This window comes from Pseudoalteromonas sp. SCQQ13, from assembly GCF_015864415.1.
GTDB lineage: Bacteria > Pseudomonadota > Gammaproteobacteria > Enterobacterales > Alteromonadaceae > Pseudoalteromonas > Pseudoalteromonas nigrifaciens.
Window position 1 is genome coordinate 122,253 of sequence record NZ_JADYXG010000006.1, and the last position, 16,418, is coordinate 138,670.

At 38.3% G+C, this 16,418-nt stretch carries 15 protein-coding genes; 2 read left to right on the plus strand and 13 right to left on the minus strand.

Annotation, left to right across the window (positions count from 1 at the left end; translation table 11 throughout):
* Positions 1-7: 7 nt before the first annotated feature.
* Complete coding sequence (locus tag I6F41_RS06895; RefSeq protein WP_182676632.1) at positions 8-424, plus strand: SufE family protein; 417 nt, start codon at positions 8-10, stop codon at positions 422-424.
* 34 nt (positions 425-458) lie between these two features.
* On the opposite strand, the gene tcdA is transcribed toward I6F41_RS06895, so the two are convergent.
* Genes tcdA through I6F41_RS06930 form a run of 7 tightly spaced genes read right to left on the minus strand, consistent with a single transcriptional unit; the run spans position 459 to position 7,929 of the window.
* The gene (gene tcdA, locus I6F41_RS06900) at positions 459-1,265 is read right to left on the minus strand and encodes a tRNA cyclic N6-threonylcarbamoyladenosine(37) synthase TcdA (RefSeq protein WP_089368348.1); all 807 of its coding nucleotides are present in this window, start codon (positions 1,263-1,265) and stop codon (positions 459-461) included.
* Entirely contained in the window at positions 1,266-1,946 is a 681-nt protein-coding gene (locus tag I6F41_RS06905) for a TIGR01621 family pseudouridine synthase (protein WP_182683470.1), read from the minus strand. It lies immediately after the preceding gene.
* The gene (kdsB, locus tag I6F41_RS06910; protein WP_011328336.1) at positions 1,943-2,704 is read right to left on the minus strand and encodes a 3-deoxy-manno-octulosonate cytidylyltransferase; all 762 of its coding nucleotides are present in this window, start codon (positions 2,702-2,704) and stop codon (positions 1,943-1,945) included. Before kdsB ends, I6F41_RS06905 begins: the two co-directional genes overlap by 4 nt.
* Entirely contained in the window at positions 2,692-2,889 is a 198-nt protein-coding gene (locus I6F41_RS06915) for a Trm112 family protein (RefSeq protein WP_011328337.1), read from the minus strand. The genes kdsB and I6F41_RS06915 overlap by 13 nt, the downstream gene beginning before the upstream one ends.
* Positions 2,879-3,859, minus strand: a complete 981-nt coding sequence (gene lpxK / locus I6F41_RS06920; protein WP_089368349.1) for a tetraacyldisaccharide 4'-kinase — start codon at positions 3,857-3,859, stop codon at positions 2,879-2,881. The genes I6F41_RS06915 and lpxK overlap by 11 nt, the downstream gene beginning before the upstream one ends.
* Entirely contained in the window at positions 3,856-5,601 is a 1,746-nt protein-coding gene (gene msbA, locus I6F41_RS06925; protein ID WP_011328339.1) for a lipid A export permease/ATP-binding protein MsbA, read from the minus strand. The genes lpxK and msbA overlap by 4 nt, the downstream gene beginning before the upstream one ends.
* 60 nt (positions 5,602-5,661) lie before the next feature.
* The gene (locus tag I6F41_RS06930) at positions 5,662-7,929 is read right to left on the minus strand and encodes a DNA internalization-related competence protein ComEC/Rec2 (RefSeq protein WP_182683469.1); all 2,268 of its coding nucleotides are present in this window, start codon (positions 7,927-7,929) and stop codon (positions 5,662-5,664) included.
* Between I6F41_RS06930 and I6F41_RS06935 the strand changes: the two genes are divergently transcribed.
* Positions 7,909-8,415, plus strand: a complete 507-nt coding sequence (locus I6F41_RS06935; RefSeq protein ID WP_011328341.1) for a DUF2062 domain-containing protein — start codon at positions 7,909-7,911, stop codon at positions 8,413-8,415. The two genes, I6F41_RS06930 and I6F41_RS06935, sit on opposite strands and share 21 nt — an antisense overlap.
* Positions 8,416-8,508: 93 nt before the next feature.
* Here I6F41_RS06935 and I6F41_RS06940 read toward each other — a convergent pair whose 3' ends face one another.
* The 6 genes from I6F41_RS06940 to pyrD all read right to left on the minus strand — a co-directional run bounded on the left by I6F41_RS06940 (position 8,509) and on the right by pyrD (position 16,352).
* Positions 8,509-10,248 carry a DUF3466 family protein gene (locus I6F41_RS06940; RefSeq protein ID WP_182683468.1) on the minus strand — a complete coding sequence of 580 codons (1,740 nt, stop codon included), beginning with the start codon at positions 10,246-10,248 and terminating at the stop codon, positions 8,509-8,511.
* 11 nt (positions 10,249-10,259) lie between these two features.
* Positions 10,260-12,176, minus strand: a complete 1,917-nt coding sequence (gene uup / locus I6F41_RS06945) for an ATP-binding cassette ATPase Uup (protein WP_011328343.1) — start codon at positions 12,174-12,176, stop codon at positions 10,260-10,262.
* A gap of 15 nt (positions 12,177-12,191) precedes the next feature.
* Positions 12,192-12,431: a glutaredoxin family protein gene (locus I6F41_RS06950; protein WP_041454446.1), complete on the minus strand. Its 240-nt coding sequence runs from the start codon at positions 12,429-12,431 to the stop codon at positions 12,192-12,194.
* The gene (rlmKL, locus tag I6F41_RS06955; protein WP_011328345.1) at positions 12,424-14,541 is read right to left on the minus strand and encodes a bifunctional 23S rRNA (guanine(2069)-N(7))-methyltransferase RlmK/23S rRNA (guanine(2445)-N(2))-methyltransferase RlmL; all 2,118 of its coding nucleotides are present in this window, start codon (positions 14,539-14,541) and stop codon (positions 12,424-12,426) included. The genes I6F41_RS06950 and rlmKL overlap by 8 nt, the downstream gene beginning before the upstream one ends.
* Positions 14,542-14,631: 90 nt before the next feature.
* Positions 14,632-15,162, minus strand: coding sequence for a cell division protein ZapC (locus tag I6F41_RS06960; protein ID WP_011328346.1), 531 nt, complete (start codon positions 15,160-15,162; stop codon positions 14,632-14,634).
* Between the two features lie 179 nt (positions 15,163-15,341).
* The gene (pyrD, locus tag I6F41_RS06965) at positions 15,342-16,352 is read right to left on the minus strand and encodes a quinone-dependent dihydroorotate dehydrogenase (protein ID WP_182683467.1); all 1,011 of its coding nucleotides are present in this window, start codon (positions 16,350-16,352) and stop codon (positions 15,342-15,344) included.
* Positions 16,353-16,418 lie beyond the last annotated feature (66 nt).

The window sequence follows — 16,418 nt, forward strand, 5'->3', positions numbered from 1 at the left end:
TAAGAATATGACAAATACTTATAATAAAGCAGCCCAAGGGATAAAAAATGCACCTGCATGGCAGCAAAAATACCGAGAAATAATGTTACTTGGTAAAACATTACCAGTACTTGCTGACGTTTTGAAAATAGACAGCGCATTAGTTCCTGGCTGCGAAAGTAAAGTGTGGCTATTTGTGGAGTTTGATTTAACCGAAAATACACTCGTGGTGATAGGTGATTCTGATACCCGTATTGTAAAGGGCTTACTTGCCTTAATATTAGCGCTATACAATGGCCTTACCCCAGAGCAAGTACTGGAGATAAACGCCTATCAAGAGTTTGAAAAACTAGGGTTAATTAGCCACTTAAGTCCATCTAGAGGGAATGGTATTAAAGCCATGGTAGAGACGATTCAAACCATGGCTAAACAAAAAATAAGTTAAATTAACCCAAGATCAGGTTAAGTTATAAGCAGCGTTATGCTTGGGAGCTAAGTAAACGCTGTTTTTTATCTAAATATTTACGAACGGCTTTTGCAGCTACAAAAAAGCCAAAGCTGCCAGTGATCATAGTCACTGAGCCAAAGCCATTATTACAATCCATATTCATACTACCATCGGCATTTTGCTTAGCATGGCAAACACTGCCATCACTGCCTGGGTATACCAGCTGCTCTGTTGAATATACACAATCAATATTAAACTTACGCTTAGGGTTATTACTAAAATTATATTGCTTGCGTAAAATATAACGCACTTTAGCTAAGAGTGGATCTTGGGTAGTTTTAGCCACATCGCCAAACGTAATTTGCCCCGGATCAGTTTGCCCACCTGCGCCGCCGGTAGTAATTACAGCTAGTTTATTGCGTTTACAATGCGCAATTAATGCCGCTTTTTCTTTCACTGCGTCAATACAATCAATAACATAATCAAAGCCCTGAATATGCTCATGAATGTTATCTAAAGTAATAAAGTCATCAATCACCTGCACTTCACATTGTGGGTTAATTAACTCACAACGCGCTTTCATCGCCTCCACTTTAGCTTGGCCAATGGTGCCGGTAAGTGCGTGTATTTGTCTATTTACATTAGTGGCACAAATATCATCTAAATCTATTAGGGTTAATTTGCCAACCCCAGTGCGCGCCAATGCTTCTGCGGCCCAACTACCAACACCACCAATGCCAACAACACAAAAATGTGCCTGCTGTAACCAGTCAAACTGTTGTTGTCCGTATAAACGTTTGATCCCGCCAAAACGTATGTCTGTTACTTTTTCAGTCATTTACCAATCCAGTTGCCATGGTGTTTTCCATGCTTGAAAATCTTGATGTTTAATTAATTGTGTAAACTCATCCCCGTTATCGGGTAAAAGAGTAAATTGTATTTGCTGCTCATTCCATAAGAAATCAAGCGCAAATGCATGCAAGTAAGTACGTGCGCTATGCGCACCTGCATAAGAGGTATCACCTAATATAGGTGCGCCTATACTTTTTAGCGCTACTCTTAATTGGTGCGTTTTACCTGAGTAAGGTTTTAAAATATACCCCCTAAAACCGGGTTTATAACTTACAGAATAAAAACGACTAATAGCAGGATTAGCTGTTGTTGTAAGTAACTTAAAAGTACCACGGCGTGATTTTGCCATATCGCCTTTTATCCAACCCTGCTTTTTTTTAGGCTTGGCGTCGCTAATAGCCAAGTAAAACTTATTAATTGTGTGCTCAGTAAACATTTGCGTAAATTTAGCGGCGGCGAGTTTATTGCGCGCTAAAATAAGCAAGCCTGAGGTCACTTTATCGAGGCGGTGTACTGCAAAGAGTTTTTCATTTAATTGCTGCTCTGCTAATACCACAAAACCTGCGGCGTCTTCTGAATGAAAATTCAGCCCTGCAGGTTTTGCTAAAATATAAAAGTCGCTATGACTATGCACAACTTTTAAATAGGCTTTATCCGTAATGCTCACGCGTGTTTACTTTGCAAATAGCTAATTACTTTAGCTAAATCTTCTGGGGTATCGACACCCGCTTGTGGAGTAATATGCGCTTGCTCTATTTTAATATTGTAGCCATGGTAAAGCACACGTAATTGTTCTAGTGATTCTAGCTGCTCTAGCGGCGACACACTTAGCTCAATATATTGCTTAATAAAACCAGCTCGGTAGGCATAAATACCCACATGGCGTTGAAACGGCGTTAAATCCAGCGTGCTCTGCTCGCCCATCATGGCGCTACGATCAAACGGAATACTGGCACGCGAAAAATACAATGCATTTTTATTAATATCGCTAACGACTTTAACTGCATTAGGATTAAAAACGTCTTCTTGCTCTTCTATCGCTACACTTAAAGTGGCCATAGGTGCAGTTGATTCATTTAATAACGTGGCAACTTGAGATACATTTTCTGGTGCCAATAATGGCTCATCACCTTGCACATTAACTACAATAGTGTTGTTATCAAGCTTAAGTAAATCAACAACCTCTGCTAAACGTTCCGTGCCTGACTGATGATCTTCACGCGTCATTAATACATCACTTGTAAAGGTACTCACAGCATCAAATACTTTTTGATGATCGGTCGCAATAACAACTTTACTCGCACCCGATAAACAGGCTTTTTCGTAAACATGCTGGATCATTGGCTTACCACAAATATCGGCTAGTGGTTTGCCTGGTAAACGGCTAGAAGCGTAACGCGCAGGAATAACAACTACGAATTCCACTTTTGTACCTCATCAAGTGACAATTCACGCGCTTCATTTTCAAGCAATACTGGAATGTCATCGATAACCGGATACGCCAACTTAGCGGCTGTACTTATTAGTTCGCTGTTTTCTTTATCAAAACGTAATTTACCCTTACATACTGGGCAGGCGATAATTTCGAGTAATTTTGTATCAAAGGCCATTGAGGATCCCTTTATCTTTTAATAATGAATTTAATTTGTTTATAACGCTATCGGTAGGTTGAGCATCCACTGGTAAGTAATACCAATTTTGTTTTGCAAAAGCACTACACTTTACAGCATCTTTTTCGGTCATTAACACATTTTCATCACCAAACTGAGTAAAATCATCAGCAGTGTATGCATAATGGTCTCGATAATGATGGGTTGATACTAAGGTAATGCCTTGTGCTTGTAATGACTGCTCAAAACGCAGCGGATTACCAATAGCACTCACAGCGTGGGCTGTTAATATAGGCTCTGTTAGCATACTATTATTGAGCACAGATTTTAAAGCTGCAGGCTGCAAATTATAACGTTGTGGGTTGTTGCCGCCATTTTCTATCACTAAATCAACGCTCTTTAAACGCTTTTTAGTTTCGCGAAGCGGGCCTGCTGGCATTAACAAACCGTTGCCAAATTGACGTGCACTATCAACAATACAGCATTCAATACTACGTGCCATTTTATAATGTTGCATGCCATCGTCAGATATAATTACATCAATAGCAGAGGTTTGTTCAAGTAATTCTATATTTTGTTGTCTGTTTGGGCCAACCGCTATGGGGCACTGCAAACGATGATATAAAAGTATCGGTTCATCGCCCGCCTCAAGCGTAGTACTGTTATGATCAACAAGCAATGGATATTGCTTAGCATGCCCGCCGTAGCCTCGGCTAATAATACCTACAGATAAACCTTGCTGAGTTAAATGAGCGTGTAGCCACAGTACAAATGGCGTTTTACCATTGCCGCCAACACTAATATTACCCACTACAATTACAGGTGTTTTGCTACTAAATTGCGTTAGTATACCGCATGTATAAAGCCATTTACGTAATGTTGATATTAGCCAAAACAGTGCAGCTAAAGGCAGTAATAATATAGTAATTAAACTGACAGGCTGATACCAGCTTTGTTCAATTTTGCTCACCCTTGCTCACCAAATTGCATTTTGCATAATGCTGAATAAGTGCCATTATTTGCCAGTAAACTTAAATGATCGCCACTTTCAATAACACTGCCATTATCTATAACATAAATTCGGTCGCTATTTTCTATCGTCGATAAGCGATGCGCAATTACAATCGAGGTTTTGTCTTTCATTAATGCCTCGAGTGCTTGCTGAATTAGTTTTTCTGATTCAGTATCGAGCGCAGATGTTGCTTCATCAAGGATTAAAATAGGCGCATCTTTTAATATTGCACGAGCAATAGCAATACGTTGGCGTTGACCACCAGAGAGCATTACCCCATTTTCGCCAACCATAGTATTTAGCTGCTCTGGTAAGTCTTTTACAAACTCCCATACATGCGCTTGCTTGGCTACTTTTTCCAGTTCTTGCTGCGATATTTCACGCTGTAAACCGTAACAAATATTATTGGCAATGGAGTCGTTAAATAACACCACTTGTTGCGACACTAGCGCAAACTGACGACGTAAATCGGTTAGCTTATAATCATGCAGTGCAATGCCATCGAGTAAAATTTCACTAGGCGCTTCTAAATCATAATAACGTGGCAATAGGTTAGAAATAGTAGATTTACCTGAGCCCGAACGCCCAACTAAAGCAATGCTTTCACCCGCTTTAATCGTTAACGATAAATTGTTTAATACCGGCTCATCTTTAGTTGGGTATTTAAAGGTGACATTTTTAACTTCAATCAAGCCTTTTACTTTATCTACGCTTACAGTACCTGTGTCTTTTTCTACTTCCTCGTCGAGTATTAAAAACACACTTTGCGCGGCTGAAACTCCTCGCTGCATATCACTGTTTACATTAGCTAGCTGTTTAAGCGGGCGAAGTAACATCATCATTGATGAAATTAATACTACAAAGTCGCCTGAGCTTATGGTGTCAATCATCGAAGGCATTGACACAACCCATAAAATAACCGCCATAGCGCTGGCAGCCAATACTTGAATGATTGATACACTCAAGGCTTTAGTTGCGTCCATTTTAATTCGTTGCTGACGATTATGATTATTTACTTTTGAAAACTGATCTATTTCTTGATTTTGGCCACCAAAACCATGGATCACTTTATGACCGCTTAGCATTTGCTCTGAGCTACGAGTAACTTGCCCCATAGCTGATTGAATACTTTTAGAAATGTGTCTAAAGCGCTTTGACACAACAGTGACTATGACAGCAACTAAAGGAATAATAACTAAAAATATCAGCGATAATTGCCAACTGGTATAAAACATAACTGCGAGTAAAAACACCACAAAAGCGCCTTCACGCACTACAATTAATAATGCCTTGGTAATAGCTTGTTGTACTTGTTCGGTATCAAAGGTTATTTTGGAAATAAGATCGCCGGTGGAATTTTTATCATGAAACGATACCGGTAAATGTAGAATATGTTCAAACAACTCTTGGCGCAGCGAGCGTACAACTTGTGAGCCTACATAACTCAAACAATAAGACGACATAAAGTTAAATACACCACGCCCTATTACCAAGGCAATAACTACAAATGGTGCATATTTTAATACATCAGCATTGCGCTCATTAAGACCTTCGTCAATAAACGGCTTCATAAGCTGAATAAATAAAGCATCCATACCTGAATACCCTATCATGCCAATAATAGCGACGATGGCGACTGTTCTGTACGCACCAACGTAAGAAATAAGACGTTTATAAATTTGTGTAGTACTTTGATCCATAACACTCTCTTTATACAGTTACAGCCCCTATTGTATCCTCAGGGAGGCTAAAACAAAACGTCAATCTTTAATAAACCAATAACTTTCACGCTCTCTCGCCGTTTCAACATGCAGATTAGTACTATAAAATTTAATTCTAATTTGTCCTTGCTGCCCAGTAATATATTGCGCAGCGCCAATTTTGTTAAACCGCGCAACCACTTCATCATTAGGAAAATGCCATTGCCCTTTGTAAGCACTCGAATGCACCACAACTTTAGGGTTAACAGCCGCAATAAACTCACTACTTGATGAAGTGCCACTACCATGATGCGGGCTTATTAATACATTGCTTGCTAAATTATATCCTGCGGCAATTAGTGCGTGCTCTCGTTGCTTAGAAATATCACCAGTAAAAAGTACACTGTGTTGCGCGCTACTAATTTTAACTACGCAGGAGTCATCGTTGTTATTGTTAAAAGTAATTGAACTAAACGTTTGTATTTTAAGCCCATAAAAATCCATAGTCATGGTTTTACATAAACTCGGTATACCATTTGGATGAAAAGTACTGAGAGTCGATTCAAAGCCTGCCTCAATAAAATGTTTAACTCCTCCTGCATGGTCGTTATCTTGATGGCTTAAAATAGCGGTCGCAACATTCAGGTTATTAGCTTTTATATACGGCAGTAAAATACTACGTGTACGGCTAAAGCGGTTAAAATAACTAGGGCCAAAATCATAAATTAATGCATTGTTATCTTTTTCTAACAACACCATCAAACCATGGCCAACATCAAATATGTTTACTTGCCAATCACTTTTGGAAGTAAAGTAACTATCAACCAGCAATACACTTAACGGGATACAAGCAAGCCATTTAAATTTCACTAAATACAGTAGTAGCATGGTTACATAACTAAACATTACTATATCTAAAGTAATTGTTCCTACATTAAACCAACGCCAGCCTGGCGGTATTGCCATTAATTGTTGATACAAAAAATACAATACGGGGTCAAATAACGACACTATCAGGCTCATATCAATAACACTGCTCAATATCGCAACCACTAATAATAATGGCATAATGATAAAGGCGAGCAACGGAATAGCGATTAAGTTCAAGACTAACCCTGCCAAACTCACACCATTAAAAAAGTATAAAGACAAAGGCAATAAGCCTATAAATAGTGCCCCTTGTATAGCACATAACATGCCTATTTTAGCGATAACAGAGGCCCCCTTAAAGGGTACTTTTGTAATAACAATAAAGATGATAACCACAGCTAAAAATGAAAAATACAAACCAGGATTTAATACATTAAAAGGGTTAATCATTAAAACTAAAACCAAGGCGTATAAAATACTGCGCCAACGTAGCGATTGTTTAGCTAGGTAATACAATAATAAGTAGCACCCTAACATTATTAAAGCGCGGGTCGCAGAGACAATAAAATCGCTTAAATATACATAAACAAATGCCGCTATAAAGCCCATTAAGCTATAACAAGTTGCAAGATTAATTGTTTGTTTTATTCTAATTCTGGCGTGGCTTACAAGTGAGCGTGTTACAAAAAAAGCAAAGCCAAAAACTAACGAAATATGCAACCCAGAAATTGCCAGTAAATGGCTTAACCCCAGCGTTTGCATGGTCAGCTTTTGTTCAAAGTTCATTAAAGACTTGTCGCCCGTCAGCAGCGTATAATAAAGCCAGTTAAGCTTAGACTCTTTAAATATGTGTTTAATATAGTGGCGATAAGCTATAACGTGTTGGTTTCTTTTTGTATCAGTAATAATTAAATTTTTATTGAGTACTTTCCCTTTAAAAAATATTTTTTGTGTAAATGCATAAAGTTGATTGTCAAAAACAGTAAAATTTTTTGTGCTTCTAAAGTTTTTTAAATGTGCGTGAGCACTGAAGGTTGCGCCTACTTCTAATATTTGCGCTGAATCAACACTTAACATAGCACTGGGGGCAGTAAAATAAGCGTAATCTTGCTCATCAAGCTTAATAATTTTTGCTTTTATATATTGCGGAGCATTAGCTGATACAACGTCTTCAACAACTAACTTTACTGAATATGCATACTTTTCACCCTGCGCTGGTAGCTCAAACGAGTAAAAAAGTGTGAAATGCACTAAGATAGCAAAAATAGCGCAAATAAAGCCTAACAAAACATTTGAAAACGGCTTAAAATAAGCGCTCGCAATTAGGATTGAAATTGTGATGAGTATAAATTCGAGGGTTTGAAAATAAAATACGGTTGCAATACTTCCGCACACAAATCCAAGACTAATCCACATTGATGTAAATGGTTGCTTTAAATGGCTAAAAAAACGATCCAACGATTTTTACCCGATCCAAATAAAATTAGGCATCACAAATCACTTAAAATATTTGGCCGTTTGTTACAAGACGCGAACCTTTGGCATTTAAATAGACGCTCTGCGCGTGGTGCATTTGCTGTCGGGTTATTTTTTGCGTTCATCCCTGTTCCTTTTCAAATGGTCCTAGCTGCAGCAACCGCTATAGTGTTTAGGGTAAACCTGCCCATTTCAGTGGCCTTAGTGTGGATAACTAACCCCGTTACCATGCCACCTATTTTTTACTGCTCTTATCTTATTGGCACCCTAGTACTAAACCAGCCAGAACAACATTTTTCCTTTGAAGCAAGCTGGCCTTGGTTCATCGAAAGCTTAACGACTATTGGTCCAGCATTTTTAGTTGGCTCCTTGGTGTCGGCATCAGTTGCCGCGATTATCGGCTATTTTGGAATAGATATTGTTTGGCGGCGTTCAGTTAGAAAAGCATGGTTAATACGTAACAAGTAGCCAATAGTTATAATGACTATAGACAAAAAAAGCCCAACTTAACAAGTTTGGGCTTTTTTAGTTTCTCGGCTTAAATTTTCGATTTAAATTCTATTAAAATCTAAATACTCGTCTAAACGCAATCAGTGGTAATAATAATAATCCATACCAAGAGAAGCTTGCAGAGCGACGCTCATACACTTCGGCATCAGGTGGTGCGCAATCCTCTATCGTGCCATTAGGTATTGGCGAAAGCTTTACTGCTACAGCAACACTTTCATATTCAGTTTTACCGTTAACATCGGTTACAACTTCACCTAATGAGTTACGCTTTTCAACAGTTTTAGTGGCCACACCAAATATTTCATTGTTTTCGTTAATCACTTTAGCTTCACTCATGCTATAGCCATAACTACTTGTACCGTCCATGTCGTAACACGGCAATAAGTCATTTAAATTAGTGATTTTATCATCACCTATTTTATAAATGAACGCAGCTGATCGACGTGAACTATCAGAAATACCAACCTCACCTTCGCCAACAATATAACCTTGATTATTTATACTGTTACCGTATGAGCTTGAGCTCGTAAAATAGCTATCTGGATAAACGGTAGTACCTGTTGCTATATCATGATAGAAAAACTTATTACGTAAAGCACCATCAACACGTCTTGTGGCATAACCTGTCACAATATTATTATCGTTAATTGCTAAAGATTTACCGCCTTGCCAACCGTCTGGTTGATTTATAAATTCAACCGCTTTGCCATCTTTAAAATACACCGGCATGGTTATAATAGTAGTATCTTTATCATAATAACGCGTGTTCGATACACCTGCTGCAATACCGTTCTTATTAACCGCGAATGCATTACTAATAAACGCAAAGTCAACTTCGTCTTCATAAGGAGTAAAGGCTAAACCTAGTACCTCGGTAGACGTGATATTAAATGCGTTATCAAGCGTCCATTTAGTTGCTTGCTTATTAAATATCCCACGGGTTGTTTGATTATTAATAACTTCAATACAGGTTGAAAATGGCTGATATTTATCATCACAGTTATCAGTAATATTGGTTTGACGCGTTTGCGGTATACCAAGTGACATATTACCAACAACAATATAACCATCTGCGGTTTTTACAATATCAGAGGCTTGGCTGGTACCACCATATTCACTAAATTGGGGTACTAAAGGAACTTCCATACCGCTTTCAGATATAACAATACCGCGCTCTATAAAGTCACGGGTAAACCACGGTTTAGGATCAGTTTCGTCCTCTATAGTAAACTCTATTTTATCAAAAGGAGCACTACCCCAACCAACTGTAGTGCCATCTTCTGCAACAGCGTTGTAAAAGTTAGTCACAGAGCGGGTAACGCCTGGGTAATCAGGCGAGTTTATATCAAACAATGTTTGCTCAACAGCAGCGCCGCTATCATATTTTATTGCCGTTAGTGAGCTTAACTTTTGAAACTGATAATTAGCCGACACATTTGCTAAAAAACGAATCATGAAGCTATGCGCATCTGCATTTGTTGCTACAGCATTGTTTTTTTCTATGTCTTCTAACGTAAAAGTAATCTCTTTATCACTAAGCTCAAATGCATTAACTTCATTAGTGTAAGCGTTTTGAATTAAACTCAGTGAAAAATCAATATGCTCAATATCTACAGGTAAATTATATAAGCCATTAGCTATACCTATAATATGACCACTTTCACTTACATCGGTAACATAAGAATATTTCGCGCCTTCAAGTGCACCCAATTCCGTTAATTGATAAGTCGCACTTAATGCTGAAGTACTCATTGTTGCTAAAATACTGGCAGCGAGTAATTTATATTTCATTTTAGTCCTTACTACTGATTTTTTAATTCTTCAAGTTCTTCCCAGCGCGAAAACGCGGCCTCAAGGTCTGACTCAAGTTTTGCCAAATGGTTCAATGCCTTAGCCGTTATATCACTGTCTTGCTTAAAAAAATCAACATCACTAACTATGGCTTGTTGAATTTCAACATCGGCTTCGAGTTGTTCCATTTTATTAGGCAGTTGCTCTAATTCAAGTTTTAATTTGTAAGAGAGTTTATTACCTTTAGCCTCTGCTTTAACTACTGGCGCAGCAGGTGCTTTTTCAACTTTTTTAGTTGCTTGCTGTGGTTGATTTTTTTGTTGCTCTGCTAAGTAATTAACATAGGCTTCGTAATCACTGTAGCCGCCAACAATATCAGTAATCTTGCCATTACCTTCAAATGCCCAAACACTAGAGCAGGTATTATCAATAAACTCACGGTCATGGCTTACTATTAATACTGTGCCTTGATACTGGTTAATAATATCTTCCAAAAGCTCTAATGTTTCTATATCCAAATCATTAGTTGGCTCATCGAGTACCAATATGTTTGACGGTTTTAAAAACAGTTTAGCCAATAACAAGCGGTTTTTTTCACCACCCGAAAGCGCTTTAACTGGTGTACGGGCACGTGCTGGCGGGAACAAAAAGTCTTGTAAGTAACCTAATACATGGCGCGAGCGACCACCCATCATTACTTCTTGCTTACCTTCAGCAACGTTGTCTTGTACTGTTGCTTCTTCATCTAATTTTTCACGGTATTGGTCAAAGTAAGCAAATTCTAAATTAACACCTTGCTTAGTTTCACCGCTATCTGGGGCTAGGCTACCAAACATTAATTTTAATAACGTTGTTTTACCAATGCCATTAGGACCAACTAAACCAATACGATCGCCGCGCATAACCAAGGTTGAAAAATCATCTGCAATCACTTTATCTTTAAATGCATGACAAAGATGCTTAGCTTCAAATACCAATTTACCCGAACGATCTGCGGTTTCAATATTAAAGTCTGTTTTACCTACTTGGTCAACACGTTGTTTACGCTCGTTACGTAGTTGCTTAAGTTCACGTACGCGCCCTTCATTACGGGTTCTTCGTGCTTTAACACCTTGGCGTATCCACGTTTCTTCTTCGGCTAAACGCTTATCAAATAAAGCATTTTGGCTTTCTTCAACTTTTAAGTCGTGGGCTTTTTGCTCTAAATAAGTAGCATAGTCGCCAGGGTATGATATTAATTTACCACGGTCTAAATCTAAAATACGCGTTGCAACAGCACGAATAAAGGCACGGTCATGCGATATAAATACAATGCCGCCTTTAAATTCTTTTAAAAATTGCTCAAGCCACATAACACTTGCCATATCTAAGTGGTTAGTAGGCTCATCGAGTAATAATAAGTCTGGCTCACTAACCAGTGCACGAGCAAGTGCAACTTTACGTAACCAGCCACCTGAAAGTGACTCAAGCTTAGCATCAGGTGTTAACTCTAATTGGGTTAAAACAACTTGAATGCGACTGTCAAAACGCCAGCCATCAACCGCTTCTAATTGGTTTGATAAACGCTCAAGTTTATTTAATAACTTATCGGTACATACGGTTTGTAGCTCTGTACTCACATGATGAAAATCAATCAGTAAGTTGGCAATTTCAGGCATACCTTGAGCAACATAATCAAATACAGTGCCGCTTGCGCCTTTTGGTGGATCTTGTTCTAAACGAGAAATTCTTATACCGCCAAGCTGGTTTATTTCGCCATCATCTAATAAAACCTCACCATCGAGTACTTTTAATAACGTTGACTTACCAGCACCATTTCGACCTACAACACACACACGCTCGCCACTTTCAATCACTGCATCTGCTTTATTAAGCAATGCATGAGTACCAAAGGCCAGTTGTGCTTTTAAAATTCTAATTAAATCCATAATTCTTCTTTGCTCTTATTCTGCTTGCGCTAAAAATTCACGCACGTCTAGTGCAGTAAAAGGCCAAAATAATTGTTGGCCTTGCTCACTTTTAAATACCGGAATACTAACCTGATAATCAGCAATAAGCTGATCATCAGTCATAATATCTACTAGCAATAATTCATTGTGGCTATTAACTAATCCCTTAATTAATTGCTCAGCTTGTTCACACAAATGACAACCATCTGTGTGATATAAAATCCACTTAGCCATGGGTAATTAACCAGCTATTATGAATTTTTTTATTACGCTTAAAATCAGGCGATAAGGTTTTGTCAGAAATATTAACCGCTTTTAAGCCCAAGCCAATTAAACCCACTTCATCCATAACAAAGCCACGTTTATTATTAGAAAAAATAAGCGTACCCGACGGGCTTAATATTTTTTTAACCCAAGTTAATAACTTAATATGATCGCTCTGCACATCAAATGCATCTTTCATACGCTTAGAGTTTGAAAACGTCGGGGGATCTAAAAAGATTAAATCGTACTGCGCCGTCGCATGCTCTAGCCACTTTAAGCAATCTGCTTGCTCAAAACGGTAGCGAGTATTACTAATATTATTTAAATCAAAGTTGTCTTGGCCCCATTTTAAATAGGTTTTTGACAAGTCAACCGTGGTAATTGCTTTAGCGCCACCAAGTGCTGCATGTACTGACGCTGTACCTGTGTAGGCAAATAAGTTTAAAAAGCGCTTATCTTTGGCGTTTTCTTGAATATAACGACGCATTAAACGGTGATCTAAAAACAAGCCAGTGTCTAAGTAATCAAATAAATTCACTTTAAACTTAGCGCCAAACTCTTCAACCACCATAGTGCGGTTTTGTTTAGCCATTGGCGTGTATTGCTCTTCGCCTTTTTGCTTTTTACGTACTTTTACAGCAATATTCTCTGGTGCTATTTTGAGTTGTTCAGCGGTTAAGCTGATCACATCTTGTAAGCGTTTTTCAGACGTTTTTTCATCAATTTCTTTCGGGGCTGCGTATTCAAAAATAACCGCTGAGTCACCGTAAATATCTACAGCAACGTTGTACTCAGGAATATCAGCTTCGTATACACGGTATGCTGTAATTTCGTTTTGCTTAAGCCAGTTTTTTAAACCCTGCTTGTTCTTTTTCAATCGATTAGCAAAAGACATTGAACCTTCAAAATTCAGCGCTTTTTTATCATCGGTTGTCAGGCTTACTTGTTTGTCATCAAGTTGATACAAGTTAAGTTCAACATCTAACGGGCCATTTTTAAATTTATAACGTTTCAGCCTAACCAACTTTAACAGCTTAAATAAGCTCTCATCCATACCCAGTAAAGCAAGCTTCCAATGATTGAAGTGCTTTTTAAAGCCCACGCCTAAATTACGATGTAAATCTACAAGCTCAGCCATAGAACCAATACGCTCACCATAAGGTAAGTTAGATATAACTACGCCAGGTAATTTAGCCACTGCGGTTAGTTTAGTTGCATCACTTTGTTTAAACTTAATAATATCGTCTAGCTCAGCACGTTTTGCGTTATCAATTGCTTTACCTAATACTTGAGCGTCGTAATCGTGGCCAATGAGCCATAATTTAGGGTCTATAATATTGCCCAGCAATTCTTCTTTTAGCTCTTTAAATTTCGCAGCTCTAAAACTTGGTAAGCGCTCAAATGCAAAGCCTTCGCGAAATAAGCCGGGAGCTTCGTTGCGCGCCATACCGGCAGCTTCAATTAAAATAGTACCTGCACCACAACATGGGTCAAACAAAGGCTGATTTACATTTTCAAGCCAGCCGCTGCGTTTGATTAATGCCGCTGCTAAATGCTCTTTTATAGGTGCTTTACCTTGGCCCTGTCGGTAACCACGTTCAGATAAACGCGGGCCAGAGTAATCTATATACATAGATACGCCATAACGATTTAAACGCGCAACCACACGCACATTAGCGTCTTGTTTATCAACATTAGGGCGCTGCTCGAATAAGTCGTTAAAGTAATCAACTATGGCATCTTTTATAACTAAACCAGAAAACTGTGTATTTTTTAATGAGTCGTTGGTGCCATTAAAGTCGACAGCAAACGTTTGTGTAGGCCCAAACCATTCTTGCCATGGTTGTGAGCGAGCAAAGTTATACAGGCTATTTTTGTCATCTACGCCTTCTTTTTCTTCAATAAGCATAAGCACGCGCGTAGCAAAGCGAGTCGATAAACACACCTTTTGCGCCAATAATGAGTCTGCCTCAAAGCGAACAGAACCAACAGTTTGCTTAGACACAGTTGCGCCAAGTTCTGTTAGTTCATCAACCAATAAATTTTCGATTCCGATAGAAGTAAGTGCGATAAATTGCAAAGTAGTAACCCTTAATAGCTAATTGCGCAGGATTATAACATAGGTTTGCATACAAACACGCCATAAACACGGGCTGAAAATAAAATTAGATTAAGCTATTTTGCTATGAATATGCTGATTTAAGAGAGGATGTACACGATTGTTTAAAACGCGAATGGCTTCAAACTGTACTAATGATAAATTATCATCTAATTGAAAATTTTCACTTAGGTTAATACACACAGATGCATCACTGCTGTGCTCTACAATTAAAAACTCTCCCGACTGCGCTTTAGAGGTTAAATTAATAACGGCTTCAGTACTTGGAGTGCTTCCTGTGTATTGCTCAAAAAACCAACTTTTAGCAAGTACTGGCTTTAATTGAAATTTCACTGCGGTTGCATTGAGTGATATTTGACATAATTGCGCTGGATTCCACAGCTTAAATTGCACAAGATATTGATAAACTTGTTCATAAAAAGCGGCATCTTCTAAGCTAAAATAAGGGTTTTTAAATGTACTGTCAGTAAGTTGTCTTAACTTATAAGGAGTGCAGAGCTGCATATCTTCATTTAAATCAAGTAATAAGCGGTTTTTTTTGGCGCAAGATATCCACTGCCATTGCTTTGATGCTTGTAACATATCCCCTCCACGCTTAACATTTAAATATAATAAAAACAATAAGCACAAAGTATAGCCGCTTTTAATCATTTTTAAAATGTTTTATTAGAACATTTATTGAACGATCAAAAGCTTAGAGGGCAAGTTAGCCTTTTAGTGTTAAAACAAACTTAACTTTTAAGGCTAAGTAGCCCTATTTTTTATAAACTATCAACTATCGATTTAATTAATTGTGGGCCTTTATAAATAAAGCCAGTATAAATTTGTACTAAATCGGCACCTGCGTTTATTTTTTCTTTCGCCGATGACACATCGTCAATACCGCCTACACCTATAATAGGTAACTGCCCATTAGTTAAGCGCTTTAGCTCGCTAACTACATGCGTCGCACGCTCCCTAACTGGCTGCCCCGATAAACCACCGGCTTCGTCAGCATATTGCTGACCCACAACCATGCTACGCTCAAGTGTAGTATTGGTAGCAATTACCCCATCTATTTTATTGCTTAGTAAAGATTCACTTACTTGAGCAATTTGGATTGGATCTAAATCTGGCGCAATTTTTACCAGCATAGGTACCTGTTTACCATGTTTAGCAACAAGATCAAGCTGCTCGTTTTTCAAACTTTGTAGTAAATCATCAAGGGCTGCACCGTATTGTAAATCACGAAGCCCTGGGGTATTTGGCGATGAAATATTAACAGTTATATACGAGGCATGTTCAAACACCTTGCGCATGCAATGTATGTAATCGTCTTTGCCTTGCTCATTCGGTGTGTCTTTATTTTTACCAATGTTAATACCTAAAATACCGGTATAGTTGGCTGCTTTAACGTTATTAACTAAATTATCAACGCCTTTGTTATTAAATCCCATGCGATTGATAATGGCATTTGACTGCGGCAATCTAAACATACGTGGTTTATCGTTACCAGCTTGTGGGCGCGGAGTAACTGTACCCACTTCAACAAAACCAAAGCCCATTTGTGCAAATGCAGTAATACACTCTGCATTTTTATCAAGCCCTGCAGCAAGACCAACGGGGTTTTTAAGTTCTAAGCCTAAAAAATTAACTGGTTTATTCACAATATTTTGTGACCAAGCAGCGCTTAATGGTGTATTGGCAAAACGACTTAAATTATTAAGAGCGAACTCATGCGCCCACTCCGCATCACGGGTAAACATAAAACGGCGAGCTAAATCGTAAAACATGAATATAATCCTCTTAAAATGCAGACAAAAAAATACCTCAGACTAGGCCGAGGTATTGTATAACAA

Excerpts from the sequence above, each read along its gene's own strand:
- I6F41_RS06950 (WP_041454446.1), bottom strand. The coding sequence starts at position 12,431 with ATGGCTAAGTGGATTTTATATCACACAGATGGTTGTCATTTGTGTGAA.
- uup (WP_011328343.1), bottom strand. The coding sequence starts at position 12,176 with ATGGATTTAATTAGAATTTTAAAAGCACAACTGGCCTTTGGTACTCAT.
- I6F41_RS06940 (WP_182683468.1), bottom strand. The coding sequence starts at position 10,248 with ATGAAATATAAATTACTCGCTGCCAGTATTTTAGCAACAATGAGTACT.
- msbA (WP_011328339.1), bottom strand. The coding sequence starts at position 5,601 with ATGGATCAAAGTACTACACAAATTTATAAACGTCTTATTTCTTACGTT.
- I6F41_RS06915 (WP_011328337.1), bottom strand. The coding sequence starts at position 2,889 with ATGGCCTTTGATACAAAATTACTCGAAATTATCGCCTGCCCAGTATGT.
- tcdA (WP_089368348.1), bottom strand. The coding sequence starts at position 1,265 with ATGACTGAAAAAGTAACAGACATACGTTTTGGCGGGATCAAACGTTTA.
- I6F41_RS06895 (WP_182676632.1), top strand. The coding sequence starts at position 8 with ATGACAAATACTTATAATAAAGCAGCCCAAGGGATAAAAAATGCACCT.
- I6F41_RS06935 (WP_011328341.1), top strand. The coding sequence starts at position 7,909 with ATGGCTAAAAAAACGATCCAACGATTTTTACCCGATCCAAATAAAATT.
- pyrD (WP_182683467.1), bottom strand. The coding sequence starts at position 16,352 with ATGTTTTACGATTTAGCTCGCCGTTTTATGTTTACCCGTGATGCGGAG.
- I6F41_RS06960 (WP_011328346.1), bottom strand. The coding sequence starts at position 15,162 with ATGTTACAAGCATCAAAGCAATGGCAGTGGATATCTTGCGCCAAAAAA.